The sequence below is a fragment of the Pectobacterium jejuense genome (genome assembly GCF_026800125.1).
Taxonomy (GTDB): domain Bacteria; phylum Pseudomonadota; class Gammaproteobacteria; order Enterobacterales; family Enterobacteriaceae; genus Pectobacterium; species Pectobacterium jejuense.
The window spans coordinates 245,437-261,338 of the sequence record NZ_JAPQKX010000005.1 but is presented as its reverse complement, the minus strand read 5'-3'; the positions used below and the strand labels follow the sequence as shown (position 1 = coordinate 261,338).

The 15,902-nt window shown below is 53.3% G+C and carries 14 protein-coding genes; 10 read left to right on the top strand and 4 right to left on the bottom strand.

The annotated features are described in order from the left end of the window. Window positions 1-332 precede the first annotated feature (332 nt). Window positions 333-764, top strand: coding sequence for a DoxX family protein (locus NXT09_RS11600; protein WP_040044144.1), 432 nt, complete (start codon window positions 333-335; stop codon window positions 762-764). A 269-nt stretch (window positions 765-1,033) separates the two neighbouring features. Beyond that, window positions 1,034-2,419, top strand: coding sequence for a cysteine--tRNA ligase (gene cysS / locus NXT09_RS11595; protein WP_268579763.1), 1,386 nt, complete (start codon window positions 1,034-1,036; stop codon window positions 2,417-2,419). Window positions 2,420-2,510: 91 nt separating this feature from the next. Here the strand turns inward: cysS and ybcJ are convergent, their stop codons facing one another. The 3 genes from ybcJ to NXT09_RS11580 all read right to left on the bottom strand — a co-directional run bounded on the left by ybcJ (window position 2,511) and on the right by NXT09_RS11580 (window position 5,414). After that, entirely contained in the window at window positions 2,511-2,723 is a 213-nt protein-coding gene (ybcJ, locus tag NXT09_RS11590) for a ribosome-associated protein YbcJ (protein ID WP_205550059.1), read from the bottom strand. Between the two features lie 36 nt (window positions 2,724-2,759). Beyond that, a complete protein-coding gene (folD, locus tag NXT09_RS11585) occupies window positions 2,760-3,623 on the bottom strand; it encodes a bifunctional methylenetetrahydrofolate dehydrogenase/methenyltetrahydrofolate cyclohydrolase FolD (RefSeq protein ID WP_039316385.1) in 864 nt (287 codons plus the stop codon). Between the two features lie 243 nt (window positions 3,624-3,866). Continuing rightward, window positions 3,867-5,414: a sensor domain-containing diguanylate cyclase gene (locus tag NXT09_RS11580; RefSeq protein WP_268579762.1), complete on the bottom strand. Its 1,548-nt coding sequence runs from the start codon at window positions 5,412-5,414 to the stop codon at window positions 3,867-3,869. Between the two features lie 552 nt (window positions 5,415-5,966). On the opposite strand from NXT09_RS11580, the gene NXT09_RS11575 reads away from it, so the two are divergent. From NXT09_RS11575 to arnF, 8 genes are all read left to right on the top strand, one after another. Continuing rightward, the gene (locus NXT09_RS11575; protein ID WP_205550055.1) at window positions 5,967-7,133 is read left to right on the top strand and encodes a nucleotide sugar dehydrogenase; all 1,167 of its coding nucleotides are present in this window, start codon (window positions 5,967-5,969) and stop codon (window positions 7,131-7,133) included. A gap of 220 nt (window positions 7,134-7,353) precedes the next feature. Then, window positions 7,354-8,502 (top strand): UDP-4-amino-4-deoxy-L-arabinose aminotransferase, encoded by a 1,149-nt coding sequence (gene arnB, locus NXT09_RS11570; protein WP_268579761.1) that lies wholly within the window; start codon window positions 7,354-7,356, stop codon window positions 8,500-8,502. After that, window positions 8,495-9,478, top strand: coding sequence for an undecaprenyl-phosphate 4-deoxy-4-formamido-L-arabinose transferase (arnC, locus tag NXT09_RS11565; protein ID WP_039503106.1), 984 nt, complete (start codon window positions 8,495-8,497; stop codon window positions 9,476-9,478). The genes arnB and arnC overlap by 8 nt, the downstream gene beginning before the upstream one ends. Then, window positions 9,475-11,508, top strand: a complete 2,034-nt coding sequence (gene arnA / locus NXT09_RS11560) for a bifunctional UDP-4-amino-4-deoxy-L-arabinose formyltransferase/UDP-glucuronic acid oxidase ArnA (RefSeq protein ID WP_268579760.1) — start codon at window positions 9,475-9,477, stop codon at window positions 11,506-11,508. Before arnC ends, arnA begins: the two co-directional genes overlap by 4 nt. Beyond that, window positions 11,505-12,398, top strand: a complete 894-nt coding sequence (gene arnD, locus NXT09_RS11555) for a 4-deoxy-4-formamido-L-arabinose-phosphoundecaprenol deformylase (protein WP_268579759.1) — start codon at window positions 11,505-11,507, stop codon at window positions 12,396-12,398. Before arnA ends, arnD begins: the two co-directional genes overlap by 4 nt. Window positions 12,399-12,415: 17 nt before the next feature. Continuing rightward, window positions 12,416-14,086 carry a lipid IV(A) 4-amino-4-deoxy-L-arabinosyltransferase gene (gene arnT / locus NXT09_RS11550; protein ID WP_268579758.1) on the top strand — a complete coding sequence of 557 codons (1,671 nt, stop codon included), beginning with the start codon at window positions 12,416-12,418 and terminating at the stop codon, window positions 14,084-14,086. Then, window positions 14,083-14,424 (top strand): 4-amino-4-deoxy-L-arabinose-phosphoundecaprenol flippase subunit ArnE, encoded by a 342-nt coding sequence (gene arnE, locus NXT09_RS11545; RefSeq protein ID WP_268579757.1) that lies wholly within the window; start codon window positions 14,083-14,085, stop codon window positions 14,422-14,424. The genes arnT and arnE overlap by 4 nt, the downstream gene beginning before the upstream one ends. Then, window positions 14,424-14,816: a 4-amino-4-deoxy-L-arabinose-phosphoundecaprenol flippase subunit ArnF gene (arnF, locus tag NXT09_RS11540; protein ID WP_268579836.1), complete on the top strand. Its 393-nt coding sequence runs from the start codon at window positions 14,424-14,426 to the stop codon at window positions 14,814-14,816. The genes arnE and arnF overlap by 1 nt, the downstream gene beginning before the upstream one ends. Window positions 14,817-14,846: 30 nt before the next feature. Here arnF and NXT09_RS11535 read toward each other — a convergent pair whose 3' ends face one another. Continuing rightward, window positions 14,847-15,902, bottom strand: coding sequence for an ABC transporter ATP-binding protein (locus tag NXT09_RS11535; RefSeq protein ID WP_268579756.1), 1,056 nt, complete (start codon window positions 15,900-15,902; stop codon window positions 14,847-14,849).

The following is a 15,902-nucleotide window of genomic DNA, read 5'->3' as shown; positions in this document are numbered from 1 at the left end:
GATTGAGTCAGTACTTCGCGCTTACCGCACCGCTGTTGGCGGTCGGAAGGATGAGAAAATCGTATAAAAAGGTTTACTACTCTGATTTTGGTAGGCGGCAAATAATATGTGTGCTTAAGAATAGTGCGCAATAAGGTGTTCATCAGGCAATAGGGACTTTTAAAAACAAATAAACTGATTAAAATTTAAAGTTATAGTTAATTAATTTGAATGAGATTTTTGTTGCCCCAGATCAATGTTTTGCGTAATCAACGTGTTCTTTTTTTACGGCCCAGATTAATCTGAGAGTAATTCTTATTCTTCATAAATAACTCTAAAGAGATAGGTGAACTATGCTGGGTATTCTGGATAGTGTTAATCGTTTATTAGACAAACCGGATTTTGGCAAACTGTTTTTGCGCGTATCTTTCAGCGTTTTGATGCTGTTTCATGGCTGGCATAAGGTACACGGTGGAATCGGTGCCATTGAAGGCATGCTGACCTCGGCAGGGCTCCCTGCTTTTGTTGGTTACGGTGTCTATGTCGGAGAAGTCATCACCCCGATTCTGATGATTCTCGGGATTCTTACACGTCCTTCTGCGCTGATCTTCTCTTTCACGATGGTGGTGGCGACGTTACTGGTTCACCCTGCTGGTTTCGTCACGCTGGCCAAAACCGGTGCCTGGGGTGTTGAAGGTACAGCAGTGTTCTTCTTTGCGGGCATCGCAATTGCCCTGCTCGGTAGCGGAAAATACTCTGTGATGTCCAATCCGCGCTGGCGTTAATGGTTTTTTGTCGGCGGATTGCTTTTGTCTGTCACCGCCAATGATGTGAAATGGCCCGGATTTTCCGGGCCATTTCATTTTTATCCTTTCTCGCCGATTCCCTCTTCTTATTAACCTTGCAATACAGTAGGGTTCAGGTTTCAATACGCCGTTGGGTGTCAACCCTGAATGCATTGATGTCGCTGACGCTAACCGCGGCTGTGAAAACCATTTCTTTGAAACCATTTTTTTGTGAAAACCATTTTTTATAAAAACACTGGAACGCCCTGATGCTAAAGATTTTTAATACGCTGAGTCGCCAAAAAGAGGAATTTAAACCCATCCACGCCGGTCAGGTGGGAATGTATGTGTGTGGCATCACCGTTTATGACCTGTGTCATATCGGTCACGGGCGTACTTTCGTGGCGTTTGATGTGGTGGCGCGCTACTTGCGGTATCTGGGATATTCACTGAAATATGTGCGTAATGTCACTGATATTGACGACAAAATTATTAAACGTGCGATCGAGAACGGAGAAACCAGCGACCAGCTGACGACCCGCATGATCGCAGAGATGCACGCCGATTTTGATGCGTTGAATATTCTGCGTCCGGATGCCGAGCCGCGTGCGACGCACCATATTGCTGACATCATCGAAATGGTGGAAACGCTGATTGCCCGTCGCCACGCCTATGTTGCAAGTAATGGTGATGTGATGTTCTCCGTTGATACTGCGCCGGGCTACGGTGTGCTGTCTCGTCAGGATCTGGATCAGTTGCAGGCTGGCGCGCGCGTTGAAATTACCGAAGTGAAGCGTAACCCGATGGACTTCGTGCTGTGGAAAATGTCCAAGCCGGGTGAACCACACTGGTCCTCTCCGTGGGGAGAAGGGCGCCCTGGCTGGCATATCGAATGTTCTGCCATGAACTGCAAACAGCTGGGCACGCATTTTGATATCCACGGCGGTGGTTCAGATTTGATGTTCCCGCACCACGAAAACGAGATCGCGCAGTCCAGCTGTGCACACGACGGTTCGTATGTGAATTACTGGATGCACTCTGGCATGGTGATGGTTGACCGCGAGAAGATGTCAAAGTCGCTCAATAACTTCTTCACCGTACGCGACGTGCTGGCGTATTACGATCCGGAAACCGTGCGTTACTTCCTGATGTCAGGCCACTATCGTAGCCAGTTGAACTACAGCGAAGACAACCTGAAACAGGCGCGTGCAGCGCTGGATCGTCTGTATACGGCGCTGCGTGGAACGGATGCCGGCGCTGCGGCGCACGGCGGTGACGAGTTTGAAGCCCGTTTCCGCGAAGCGATGGACGACGATTTCAACACGCCGGAAGCCTATTCGGTATTGTTTGATATGGCGCGTGAAGTTAACCGCCTGAAAACGGAAGATGTACACGCGGCGAACCAGCTGGCATCGGCACTGCGTAAACTGTCCGGCGTGCTTGGCCTGCTGGAGCAGGATCCTGAGCAGTTCCTGCAAAATTGCGCGCAGGTGGATGACGAGGAAGTGAAAGAAATCGAAGCGTTAATCCAACAGCGTAAAGATGCGCGTGCGGCGAAAGACTGGGCGCTGGCGGATCAGGCTCGCGATCGCTTAAATGAAATGGGGATCGTGCTGGAAGATGGCCCGCAGGGAACGATCTGGCGCCGTAAGTAACGCTTTCTTCTTGTAATACGCTTTCAGTAAATAAAAAGCCCGCAAAAATGAAATTGCGGGCTTTTTTTCGTCATCATCGACGCCACGAGGGTTACTCGGTCACTTTGACCGTCTCGCCATTGAACTGAACGGTTTGCCCGGCAACGATTTTGCAGCGCTTGCGCGTTTCCGTCTGGCCGTCAACGGTCACCTCGCCTGCGGCGATAGACAGTTTGGCTGCTGCGCCACTTTCACTCCAGCCCAGCAGTTTCAAGAGATCGCACAGTTCAACGTGCGGATGCTTTTCAAGATTAAAGGTTGCCATAAATTCCTGCTTATCGGTGTTTGACCTTATCGCCAATTATTCGGCGTGGTCATGATACTCTTCGCACGCCTGTAGCGTGTTTTGAATCAGTGTGGCAACGGTCATTGGGCCGACGCCGCCCGGCACGGGGCTGATATAAGACGCTCTTTCCTGCGCGGTTTCAAATTCCACATCGCCAACCACTTTGCCGCTTTCCAGACGGTTTATACCCACGTCCAGCACAATCGCGCCCGGTTTAATCCATTCGCCAGGAATGAAGCCCGGTTTACCCACGGCGACAACCAGCAGATCGGCGTTTTCAACATGGTGGCGCAGATTTTTGGTGAAACGGTGCGTAACGGTCGTGGTGCAGCCAGCCAGCAGCAGCTCCAGACTCATCGGGCGGCCAACGATATTAGATGCGCCGACGACAACGGCATTCAGCCCGAAGGTGTCGATATTATAACGTTCCAGCAGCGTGATGATGCCGCGTGGTGTACAGGCGCGTAGCATTGGCGCGCGCTGACACAGGCGACCCACGTTGTAAGGATGGAAGCCGTCCACATCTTTACTTGGCGCAATGCGTTCAATCACCTTGGTGTTATCGATGCCTTCCGGTAGCGGAAGCTGAACCAGAATACCGTCAATTGTCTGGTCGGCGTTGAGCTGGTCGATAAGCGCCAACAGCTCAGATTCCGTTGTGGTAATGGGCAAATCATAAGAGCGGGAAATAAAGCCGACTTCTTCACACACCTTGCGCTTGCTGGCGACATAAATCTGTGACGCTGGATTCTCGCCGACCAGCACCACAGCCAGACCCGGTGCGCGTTTTCCTTCTGCTAAACGCTGCGTGACTCGTGCGGCAACTTCGTCTTTGACCTGCTGCGCAATCGTTTTACCATCAATAATCTTTGCTGCCATCTGAGAAGAGACCCATCAATTTGAAATAGGGGGGAGATGGCCGCTATTTTGTCAGAAGCTGCGCGTGCTGTCAGGTCTTGCATCAACATTAATTGTTTCTATACCCGTCATACTTCAAGTTGCATGTGCGTTGGCTGCGTTCACTCACCCGAATCACTTACTTGAGTAAGCTCATCGGGATTCCCTCGCTTGCCGCCTGCCTGAAACTCGAATTATTTAGGGTATATGTCCCAATTATTCTTGCTATTCATTCACCTCTATACGGTTTTTGCCGCCATTTTTGGCGCGATACAGCGCGGCATCGGCGATATCGATAACGGATGACGCCGCTGGTGGTGGGTTATCGGCGCGGAACACGTAGACACCGGCGCTAATGGTGACGATTTTTTCCGGGAATAGCGTGGTTTCATGCGGGATCTTTTCTTCGCGTACTAAATCCAGCGCACGCTGAGCCAGCGCGGCAGCGCTTTGTTTATCTGTCTCGGTGATGATGATAGCAAACTCCTCACCGCCATAGCGGGCGACCAAATCTTCTTTACGCCTCAGCATATTGCTCAGGAGGTTACCGATCTTGCGCAGACACTCATCGCCTGCCACATGCCCATAGTGGTCGTTATATTTCTTGAAGGCGTCGACATCGATCATGATCAGCGCGATACACTGCTGCTTCTCCGCAGCCTGCAATAGGGTTTGTTGCAGGAAAATATCGAACTGGCGGCGGTTGGCTAAGCCCGTCAAGCCATCGAACAGCGCCAGCGTTTGCAACGTGTGGTTAACCGACGTGAGTTCATCACGCACGATGGTTAAATCGATCTGATTTTTCAAATTCATACGAATCTGTCTCAGCACGATCAGACCGAGTAGGATAATCGTGAACAGCAGAATTAAGGTAATGGCGCCGTAGACCAGACTGTCTGCTCTCCATTTTTCGAGCACTAGCCCAAGATCGTAACCTGCTGCGATGACGATGGGGTAGCGTTTCAATTTGGTGTAACCATAAATACGTTCGATGTGATCGAGTGTGGAGACAAAGGTTGCCGTGCCACTTTCGGACTGTTTCAGATGCTCTGAAAAGAGCGGGCCGCTGGATACATTCCGGTTAACGTATGAATCGTCGTAAGGTCGACCATACAGGATCCGTCCATCGGAAAGCAGGATGGCGAGCACATCCATGTTCCCCAGCGAGTAGTAGCCATAATACTGTTTGAAGTAGCTCAGCGAGAGTGTGGCGAGCAGCACGCCGTTAAAACTGCCGTCTGGCTTATTGATACGCATGGAAACGGGAATGATCAGATCGCCCGTAGAGCGGCTCTGAATCACGCTGCCGATATGCATGGTCTGGCTGACGTTGTTCTGGTGATACTTGAAATACTCTCGGTCGGCGTTATTGGCATTGGCTGGTTTTGATATTCCTGAGTTCACCAGCCATTCGCCTTTGTCATCGTAAATGAAGAGGCCATGCAGCTGCGGCAGCGCTGCTTTACGGCTTTTTAGAATATCGCCCAGACGGTTCAATTGCGCGGGCGATTGACCATCCTGCTCGACGCGCTCTTGTAAATCCTGCAACAATATATCGACTTGTAAAAACGTATCTTCGGCATGGCGGGCCAGCGACAGCGACAGATTTTTGGCGTTTCGCTCTGTGGAATCGATAAGCTGTTGGTGAGAATTGAAGACAGCCCATCCGTTCAGCGCCACTACTGTGGTGATGATGAATAGCATAAAAACAATCATCAATTTTTGGAGCGGCATTTGATACTGGTTGGCTCTGTCGTGCGTGCTGGCCTTCATTGTCCTTCCCATCCTTAGCCAGAGAGATGACTGATGATAAGTGTAGACGCTCTCGCCATTTGCGCCGTTATTGATGAGACTTTCTTATGTTTTTTGTCGGTTATTATCGAATCCTAAGTCGCTTTGATAATAAAGTAACGTCTCTACACACTATCTCTATGTAGCCTTGATAAAAACTTGAAAATAAACCGGTATCATCATGTTTATTCGCCAATATCATCTAAGATAAATGACGTCGCGTTACATAAATTCATGAAAATTTGTTTTCACGCTAATGATTTAAAAAAGTCACAAGGTGTAAGAAGATCTTTATTTATCATTAAATACGCTATGTTTAATTGGCGTTTAACTGGAATTGCTAATGATAAGGATGCTGTGCTTCCGACGTTATCGACGGATAAAGTAACAGTGTATTTGTGAATGGTAGCGATGCATCGCGGGAGAGGAACAAGAAATAAATTGACATGTTACCCCTCTATTCAGATGAAAACAGAAGAAAGATACTGCGGCGAAATAGGTTTGTTTAGCCAGTAATGAAATAAAGAGCCCTTCATGAAAATAGCGATTAGCGGAACGGGATATGTCGGTTTATCGAATGGATTATTATTAGCGCAACAGCATCAGGTTGTGGCGTTGGATATTGTGGCTGAAAAAGTGGCGCTGTTGAATCAAAGAAAATCGCCGATTAATGACGCCGAGATTGAGCGTTTTTTACAACATGAAACGCTGAATTTTTCTGCGACGCTGGATAAGCATGAGGCGTATACCGATGCGCAGTTCGTGATTATCGCTACGCCGACGGATTACGATCCGCAAACCAACTATTTCAACACGTCGTCGGTAGAGGCAGTCATTCGCGACGTGCTGGCGATTAATCCGCAGGCCATTATGGTGATTAAATCGACGGTGCCCGTTGGCTTCACCGAGAAAATCAGCCAGCAGTTGGATACGGATAATGTCATTTTTTCGCCCGAGTTTTTGCGTGAGGGAAAGGCGCTACACGACAATCTTTACCCGTCGCGGATTGTGGTGGGCGAGCGATCAGAAAGGGCACGGTTCTTCGCTAACCTATTGATGGAATGCGCATTAAAAAAAGACATTCGCGTGTTGTTTACCGACCCAACCGAAGCTGAAGCGATAAAATTGTTTGCAAATACCTTTCTGGCGATGCGCGTGGCCTACTTTAATGAGTTGGACAGCTATGCCGAATCGCTGGGGCTGAATACCCGGCAGATTATTGAAGGCGTATGCCTCGATCCGCGTATTGGCGATTATTACAATAATCCGTCGTTCGGCTATGGCGGCTACTGTTTACCGAAGGATACCCGGCAGCTTTTGGCGAATTATCGTACCGTGCCGAATAACCTGATCAAGGCTATCGTAGACGCTAACCATACGCGGAAAGACTTCATTGCCGACACGATTATCCGTCGCCATCCGAAAACCGTCGGCGTCCACCGCCTCATCATGAAAGCGGGATCGGATAATTTTCGCTTTTCTTCCATTCAGGGGATTATGAAAAGGATAAAAGCGAAAGGAATCAAGGTAGTAATTTATGAACCTGGGATTGATGATGATGATTTTTTAGATTTTCCTATCATTCATCAACTCGACAGCTTCAAACAACAGTGTGACATTATTATTACCAATCGTTATGCCGATGAATTAAAAGATGTGATGGGCAAAGTCTATACACGAGACTTATTTGGTGAAGATTGATTTCTTGCTGCAAATCAATAAAACGACATTTTGTTATTCTGTTATTCGTGGAAAGTTCATTTTTGCATTGTAATTAATTATGTCTTTTTTTCGTTGTTTCATGTTGTGCCGCTTATCTGTGGTTTTATGATTATCGCAATAAATTAAGGTTGGCTTAAGGCTTCATTATTTAGACTGCGAAATGATGATTTCTCGCCATTATTTATTTTGGGAATACGTTATGACGGATTTTTTGCCTTTTTCCCGCCCGAACATGGGTGAAGAAGAAATTGCTGCCGTGGCGGAAGTATTACGATCCGGCTGGATAACCACGGGGCCGAAATGTCAGCAATTAGAGCAGGCGTTTTGCCAGCGAATCGGGTGCCGACAGGCGATTGCGGTCAGCTCGGCGACGGGCGGTATGCACGTCACGCTGATGGCGCTCGGCATTGGCCCCGGCGACGAAGTGATTACGCCGTCCCAGACCTGGGTTTCAACCGTCAATATCATCAGTCTATTGGGCGCGGAACCGGTGATGGTCGACGTGGATCGGCATACGCTGATGGTGCGACCGCAGGATATTGAGGCGGCTATCACACCGAAGACCAAAGCGATTATTCCCGTGCACTATGCTGGCGCTCCGGCAGATTTGACGGCGCTGCGCGCACTCAGCGAGCGCTACGGCATCCCGCTGATTGAGGATGCGGCGCACGCCGTCGGTACGCAATATCGTGATGAATGGATTGGCGCGCGCGGAACCGCCATTTTCTCGTTTCACGCGATTAAAAACATCACCTGTGCGGAAGGTGGCATGGTGGTGACGGACGACGACGCGCTTGCTGAACGCATACGCAGCCTGAAGTTTCACGGGCTGGGCGTGGATGCGTTCGATCGGCAGTTGCAGGGGCGCAAGCCGCAGGCTGAAGTGGTGACGCCGGGATTTAAATACAATCTGGCAGATATCAATGCAGCCATTGCGCTGGTTCAGTTGGATAAACTCCCGGCGATCAACGCCCGCCGTCAGCAGCTTGCCGCACGTTATCTCACCCAACTGCGCTCATTGCCGCTCCAGCCTCTGGCCGTTCCTGATTATCCCCATCTGCATGCCTGGCATCTGTTTATGGTGCGCGTGGATGAAACACAGTGCGGCATTTCACGCGATGATTTGATGGCGGCGTTGCAGGTGCACGGCATTGGCACCGGGCTGCATTTCAGAGCGGTGCATACACAGAAATATTACCGTGAGCGCTATCCCCACTTGCACCTGCCGGCAACGGAATGGAATTCGGCGTCGCTGATGACGCTGCCGCTGTTCCCCGATATGCAGGACAGCGATGTTGATCGCGTCGTCGCGGCGCTAACCTCGATTCTGGAGTCTGTTCGTGATTGATGACATCAAAAATGTTTCCGTTGTGATCCCCGTTTATAACGAAGAAGAGAGTTTGCCGGTGCTGATCGAACGCACGCTGGCAGCCTGTCAGAAGATCGGTAAACCCTGGGAAATTATTCTGGTTGATGACGGCAGCAGCGATCGTTCGGCGGATCTCCTGACCGAAGCGGCGAGCGACCCGGAAAAGCACATTATCGCCGTGCTGTTGAATCGTAACTATGGTCAGCACTCGGCCATCATGGCTGGATTCCAGCAGGCGGTGGGCGATGTGATTATCACGCTGGATGCCGATTTGCAGAACCCGCCGGAAGAAATTCCACGGCTGGTGGAGTACGCCGCGCAGGGGTATGACGTGGTCGGCACTGTGCGGGCAAACCGGAAGGATTCGCTGTTTCGCAAGCTGGCCTCGAAAACCATCAACATGATGATCCGGCGTTCAACCGGGAAATCGATGGCGGATTACGGCTGCATGCTGCGCGCGTATCGTCGCCATATTGTCAGTGCGATGCTGCGCTGTCACGAACGCAGCACCTTTATTCCTATTCTTGCCAACACGTTTGCCCGGAAAACCATCGAGATCGATGTGCTGCACGCCGAACGCGAATTTGGCACGTCCAAATACAGCTTTCTGAAGCTGATTAACCTGATGTACGACCTGCTGACCTGCCTGACGACGACGCCACTGCGCATACTCAGCTTGATTGGCAGTGTCGTTGCGCTGTCGGGCTTCCTGCTGGCGCTGCTGTTGATCGGCCTGCGTCTGTTCTTCGGTGCGGAATGGGCTGCAGAAGGCGTGTTCACGCTGTTCGCCGTGCTGTTCATGTTTATCGGCGCTCAGTTCGTCGGGATGGGGCTCTTAGGGGAATACATCGGCCGTATCTATACCGATGTCCGTGCCCGGCCACGCTATTTTGTGCAAAAAACAGTGAGTGCAGCAACGCCACTGGCTACCACTTTACGGGATGAAGAAGAATGAAAGCGATCGTATTTGCCTACCATGATATCGGCTGTGTCGGCCTTGAGGCGTTAAAGCTCGCGGGCTATGAGATTCAGGCGGTGTTCACGCACAGCGATGCGCCGGGCGAGAATCACTTCTATGGCTCGGTGGCGAAAGCGGCTGCCGAGATGGATGTGCCGGTGTTTGCGCCGGAAGACGTTAACCATCCGCTCTGGGTGAACCGCATTCGGGAACTGGCACCGGATGTTATTTTTTCCTTCTATTACCGCACGCTATTAAGCGATGACATTCTCCAACTGCCGTCGTTTGGCGCATTTAATCTGCACGGTTCGCTGCTGCCACGTTACCGAGGACGGGCGCCGGTGAATTGGGTGCTGGTGAACGGTGAAACGCAGACGGGCGTGACGCTGCACAAGATGGTGTCCCGCGCCGATGCCGGTGATATCGTCGCGCAGTCAGTGGTGACGATTGATGAGGAAGACACCGCGCTGACGCTGCATGGCAAGTGTCGTACCGCCGCGGCCGCTCTGTTGACGCAGCAGCTACCGCTGATCCGCTCGCGTGAGATTACGCTGACGCCGCAGGATGATAGCCAGGCCAGCTACTTCGGACGCCGCACGGCAGCAGATGGGCTGATCGACTGGCAAAAAAGCGCCCGTGAGATTAACAACCTGATCCGCGCGGTGACGGAACCGTATCCTGGCGCGTTTACATTCCTCGGTGAGCGCAAAGTGATTATCTGGCGCGCTCGTGTAGTGAAGGTTAATCGCATTCAAAACAGTGATGTGAAAGCCAATGGGGTGAAGCATGAACCGGGCGCGATTCTCTCGACGTCGCCGCTGGTGGTGTCCTGCGGTGAAGATGCACTTGAGATCATCAGCGGACAGAGTGAAGCCGGACTGTATATGTCGGGCAGCCGACTGGCGGCGGAAATGGGGATGGTGCCACAGGCGAAACTGGGTAACCTCGCCAGCCGTGTGCAACGACGCCGCACGCGCGTTCTGATCCTCGGCGTGAATGGTTTTATCGGTAACCACCTGACCGAACGCCTGCTGCGCGACGATCGCTATGAAATCTACGGGCTGGATATCAGCTCGGATGCCATCGCCCGTTTTCTTGGCGATCCACGTTTTCATTTTGTGGAAGGCGATATCAGCATTCATAACGAATGGATCGAATATCACATCAAGAAATGCGATGTCATTCTGCCGCTGGTGGCGATTGCCACACCTATCGAATACACCCGTAACCCGCTGCGTGTGTTTGAGCTGGATTTTGAAGAAAACCTGAAAATCGTGCGCGACTGCGTGCGCTACAACAAACGCATTGTCTTCCCGTCCACCTCGGAAGTGTACGGCATGTGTGATGACAAAGAGTTTGATGAAGATACCTCACGCCTGATTGTCGGGCCGATCAACAAGCAGCGCTGGATCTACTCCGTGTCCAAGCAACTTCTTGATCGGGTGATTTGGGCGTACGGTGCGAAAAATGGCCTGCGCTTCACGCTGTTCCGTCCGTTTAACTGGATGGGGCCGCGTCTGGATACGCTAGACGCGGCACGTATCGGCAGCTCCCGAGCGATTACCCAACTGATCCTCAATCTGGTAGAAGGATCGCCGATCAAGCTGGTGGATGGCGGGGCGCAGAAGCGCTGCTTTACCGATATTCATGACGGCATTGAAGCGCTGTTCCGCATTATTGAAAACCGCAACGGCCAGTGTGATGGGCAGATCATCAATATTGGTAATCCGCATAATGAAGCCAGTATCCGCGAGCTGGGTGAAATGCTGTTAACCAGCTTTAATGAGCATCCGCTGCGTGACCGCTTCCCGCCGTTCGCCGGGTTTATTGACGTGGAAAGCAGCAGCTATTACGGCAAAGGCTATCAGGATGTCGAGCACCGCACGCCGAGCATTCGCAACGCCAAACGCCTGCTGGCATGGGAGCCGACGGTGAAGATGGATCAAACCGTCGCGGAAACGCTGGACTATTTTCTGCGTACCGTTGATCCCCAGCACACTGCTGACGCCAAGGATGCGCAGGGATGACGCGTGTTGGCCTGCGGATAGATGTCGATACCTGGCGCGGTACGCGGGACGGCGTGCCCGCGCTGCTGAATGCGCTGGCAGAGTTCGATATTCAGGCGAGCTTCTTTTTTAGCGTCGGGCCGGACAACATGGGGCGTCACCTGTGGCGTCTGCTGCGTCCACGTTTTTTATGGAAGATGCTGCGCTCCAACGCGGCCTCGCTCTACGGCTGGGATATCTTGCTGGCCGGTACGGCGTGGCCGGGGCGTCATATCGGTGCGCGGTTTGGCTCGTTAATCCGCCAGACGCACGACGCAGGCCATGAAGTCGGGCTACACGCCTGGGATCATCACGGCTGGCAGGCGAATGTCGCCCGCTGGTCGGATGCGCAATTAGCCGCGCAGTTCCGTGAAGGAATGGACGCACTGACGTCGATTTTGCCATCGCCAGTGCGCTGTTCCGCCGTGGCGGGCTGGCGAGCTGATTCGCGCGTTGTTGAGATGAAGCAGCGCTGGAATCTGGACTATAACAGCGACTGCCGCGGCACTCGACCTTTCCGACCGCGCCTGGAAAATGGTGAGTTGGGCACCGTGCAGATCCCGGTCACCTTGCCGACCTACGATGAAGTCATCGGCGAGCGCGTGAGCGACGGTGAATTTAACGACTTTATTCTTGAGGCGATCCAGCAGGATCGCGGCGTGCCGGTCTACACCATCCATGCGGAAGTTGAAGGTGGCGCGAAGCTGGCGCAGTTCCGTCAGCTGCTGCTTCGTGCCCGCCAGCAGCACATCGAATTTTGTCCGCTTTCCGCATTACTGCCTGATGACCCCGCCACGCTGCCCGTCGGGCGGATTGAACGCGCGCCGTTTCCCGGGCGGGAAGGCTGGCTTGGTGTGCAAACGGAAGAATAAATAAAGCAGGAGATAGTATGGAAAAAGGCATGATAAAGCTGAAAAGCACCGTGATACTGGTGCTATTTGCTTTGCTCTACCTGTTGCCGCTTAACGGCCGCTGGCTGTGGTCGCCGGATGAAACGCGCTATGCCGAAATCAGCCGCGAGATGCTTCAGCGTGGCGATTGGGTCGTGCCGCATTTGCTGGACGTTCGCTACTTTGAGAAGCCTGTTGCGGGCTACTGGTTGAATAACATCAGTCAGTGGTTATTAGGTCATACCAATTTTTCCGTGCGCTTTGCCTCGGTATTTTCTACTGCGCTGAGCGCGCTGCTGGTGTTTTGGCTGGCGATGCTGCTGTGGAAAAACCAGCGTACCGCGCTGCTGGCGGCGACGATCTATCTGACATCGCTGCTGGTGTATGGCATCGGCACCTACAGCGTGCTCGATCCGATGGTGACGCTCTGGATGACGGCGGCGCTGTTCAGCCACGTGCTGATTCAGCGCGCCACGCTGACGCGCGAACGGCTCATGGCCTGGGGGCTGATGGGGCTGGCTTGCGGCATGGGATTCATGACCAAAGGCTTTCTGGCGCTGGCCTTGCCGGTCATCAGCGTGCTGCCCGTGGCGCTGGCGCAAAAGCGGATTAAGGAATTGCTGCTGTTCGGGCCGCTGGCGATTATTGTCGCGGTATTGCTGAGTGCGCCGTGGGCGCTGGCGGTGCATGCGCGAGAAGCCGATTACTGGCACTACTTCTTTTGGATTGAGCATATCCAGCGTTTTGCAGAAGACGATGCGCAGCATAAAGCGCCGTTCTGGTATTACCTGCCGGTGCTGATTGTCGGTGCCTTCCCCTGGCTGGCGCTGCTGCCGGGCGCATTGCGCAGCGGCTGGACAGAACGAAAAGCGAACCCGGAACGGTTCCTCCTGCTGTGCTGGATGGTGATGCCGCTGCTGTTTTTCAGCATCGCTAAAGGCAAGCTGCTGACCTACATTCTGCCGTGCTTTGCGCCGCTGGCGTTGCTGATGGCGGCGTGGATTTCCGGGTTGGTGCCTGCGGTACGCGAACGTGTATTGCGCATTAATAGCTGGTTCAACATAGCTTTCGGCAGCGTACTGGCGCTCGCGGTTGCCGCGCTCGGCCTCGGCATCATTGTGCCGCATTTCTATCAATCGGGAGAAGGGCTGACCATCGTCTCGGGTGTCGTCTGTTTTATCGGCTGGATTGCCTTTGCCGCTGTCAGCCTGAGGAAATCGCGATCGTGGGGCTATCTGGTGGCGGGCTGTCCGCTATTTTTGGCGCTGCTCGTCGGTGGAAGTATTCCGGCGAGCGTGGTCGATTCAAAGAACCCTCAAACCTTTATTCGTAGCCATCAGCCGTTGCTGGAAAAGAGCCTCTATGTGCTGAGCGATGAGGTTGGGCTGGCGGCCGGACTGGCGTGGGAGCTGAAGCGCAGCGATATCACCTTATTCAAGGCGCGGGGCGAACTGAACTACGGGCTGAATTATGCGGATGCTGCTGACCGCTTTGTGGATGAGGGCGCTTTCTCGGCCTGGCTTGCGGAGAAACGGCGTAGCGGAAATGTCGCGCTGGTGCTGAAGGTCGATAGGGATACCGATGAAGAATACCGCAACCTGCCTGCTCCCGATCAGTTGAAAAAATCGCACCGCTACGTGCTGCTGTTTTATAAGCAGATAGCGCCATGAGTTATCTTTTGGTGGCTATCGTTTGTCTGCTGACCAGTCTGGGACAGCTGTGCCAGAAACGGGCAGCGGAGTGCTGGCGGCGTTTACCCACAGATCGTCGTCAACGCGTGACGTTGGGATGGCTGATACTGGCGGCTCTGCTGCTCGGCATCGGGCTGCTGCTGTGGCTTGTGGTGTTGCAGCATATCCCGCTTGGCGTGGCATATCCGCTGCTGAGCATCAATTTTGTGCTGGTCACGCTGCTGGCGCACTACGGGTTTGGCGAACGTGTGGACAAGCATCACTGGTGGGGCATTGCGCTGATTATCACCGGTATCTATCTGATGCAGGGGGGATGATGGCGAAAAAAGGCTATGTCTGGGCGCTTGGCAGCATTGTGCTCGCCAGCACCGCGCAGGTGTTAATGAAAAGCGGGATGCTGGCGCTGCCGAGCATTTCCATTGCGCACTGGCCGCCGCTCAGCACGTTGCTGGCCGGCTGGCCTGCGGTTGCGGTGCTGTTCGGGATGCTCTGCTACGGCCTGTCGATGGTGTGCTGGTTCATGGTGTTGCGCTATCTGCCGTTAAGCCGCGCCTATCCGCTGATTAGTCTGAGCTACGCGGTGGTTTATTTGGCGGCGGTTTTCCTGCCGTGGCTGAACGAACCGATGAGCCTGCGAAAAAACCTCGGCGTCCTGATTATTCTGCTGGGCGTCTGGCTGGTGAGTCGTAACGCGCAGACGGCGCGATAAGCCGCCTGCGTGTGCCGCGAGCGATTGATGTTATTGACTGAAAACGTGTGCCACACCGTTCACGCTCAGGCTGACCTGCTGGCCGACGGCAAAAGCGGCGTGGCTGACGGTTTTCAGTTCAATGATGTCAGCTTCTACGTGATGGACGTGCAGCGTTAGCGTCGAAACGAAGCCGGAAAAATCAACTTTACGGATAGTTGCGCGAATCGTCGCCGCGCTATTCCCCTCAGCGCTATCAACCTCAGCGTCCTGAATCGCGATCTGTTCTGGTCTGAGCATGATTCTTACCTTCCCGCTTGCGGTTGGGCGATCCACCGCGATGTGTCCAAGCAGACAGTCAGCCTGACCGCCGTCGATCTGTGCATCGAGAATTAGCGTTTCGCCGAGGAAGGTCGCGATATCTTCGCTGGCGGGCTGATGGTAAAGCGCCCACGGTGAGCCGGACTGCGACAGCTGACCGTCGCGCATGACGACAACGTGGTCAGCAAAGGACAGTGCCTCTCCCTGATCGTGGGTTACCAGAATCGACGCCACGTTAGCCTGCTGCAATACGTCCATCACCGCTTTACGGGTGGCGGCACGCAGGCCGGTGTCCAGCGCGGAAAAGGGTTCATCCAGCAGCATTAACTTAGGGCGCTGCGCCAGCGCGCGAGCCAGTGCGACACGCTGCTGCTGACCGCCGGAAATCTCATGCGGTGAGTGTTTCCGCAAATGCGCCGGGAGAGAAACCAGCGCCATCAGCTCATCCACGCGCTTTTGCTTTTCTGCCTTCGATCCTTTGAGTCCAAATGCGATGTTATCCGCGATACAGAGATGCGGGAACAGCGCGCCGTCCTGCGGTACATAGCCGATTCCGCGCTGATGGGCAGGAACGGAAAGCCCGCTATCGCAGAGCGTTTGTCCGTTCAGCGTGATGACGCCGGTATCCGGTTTTTCAAACCCGGCAATCAGGCGCAGCAGCGTGGTTTTCCCCGAACCTGACGGACCGACAATCGCCGTGCGGCGGCTGTTTTCTAGCGTCAGATGAATGTCAGACAGCACGGTGCGCCCGTTAAAGCCTTTACTGACGCGATGGAGTTCCAACAT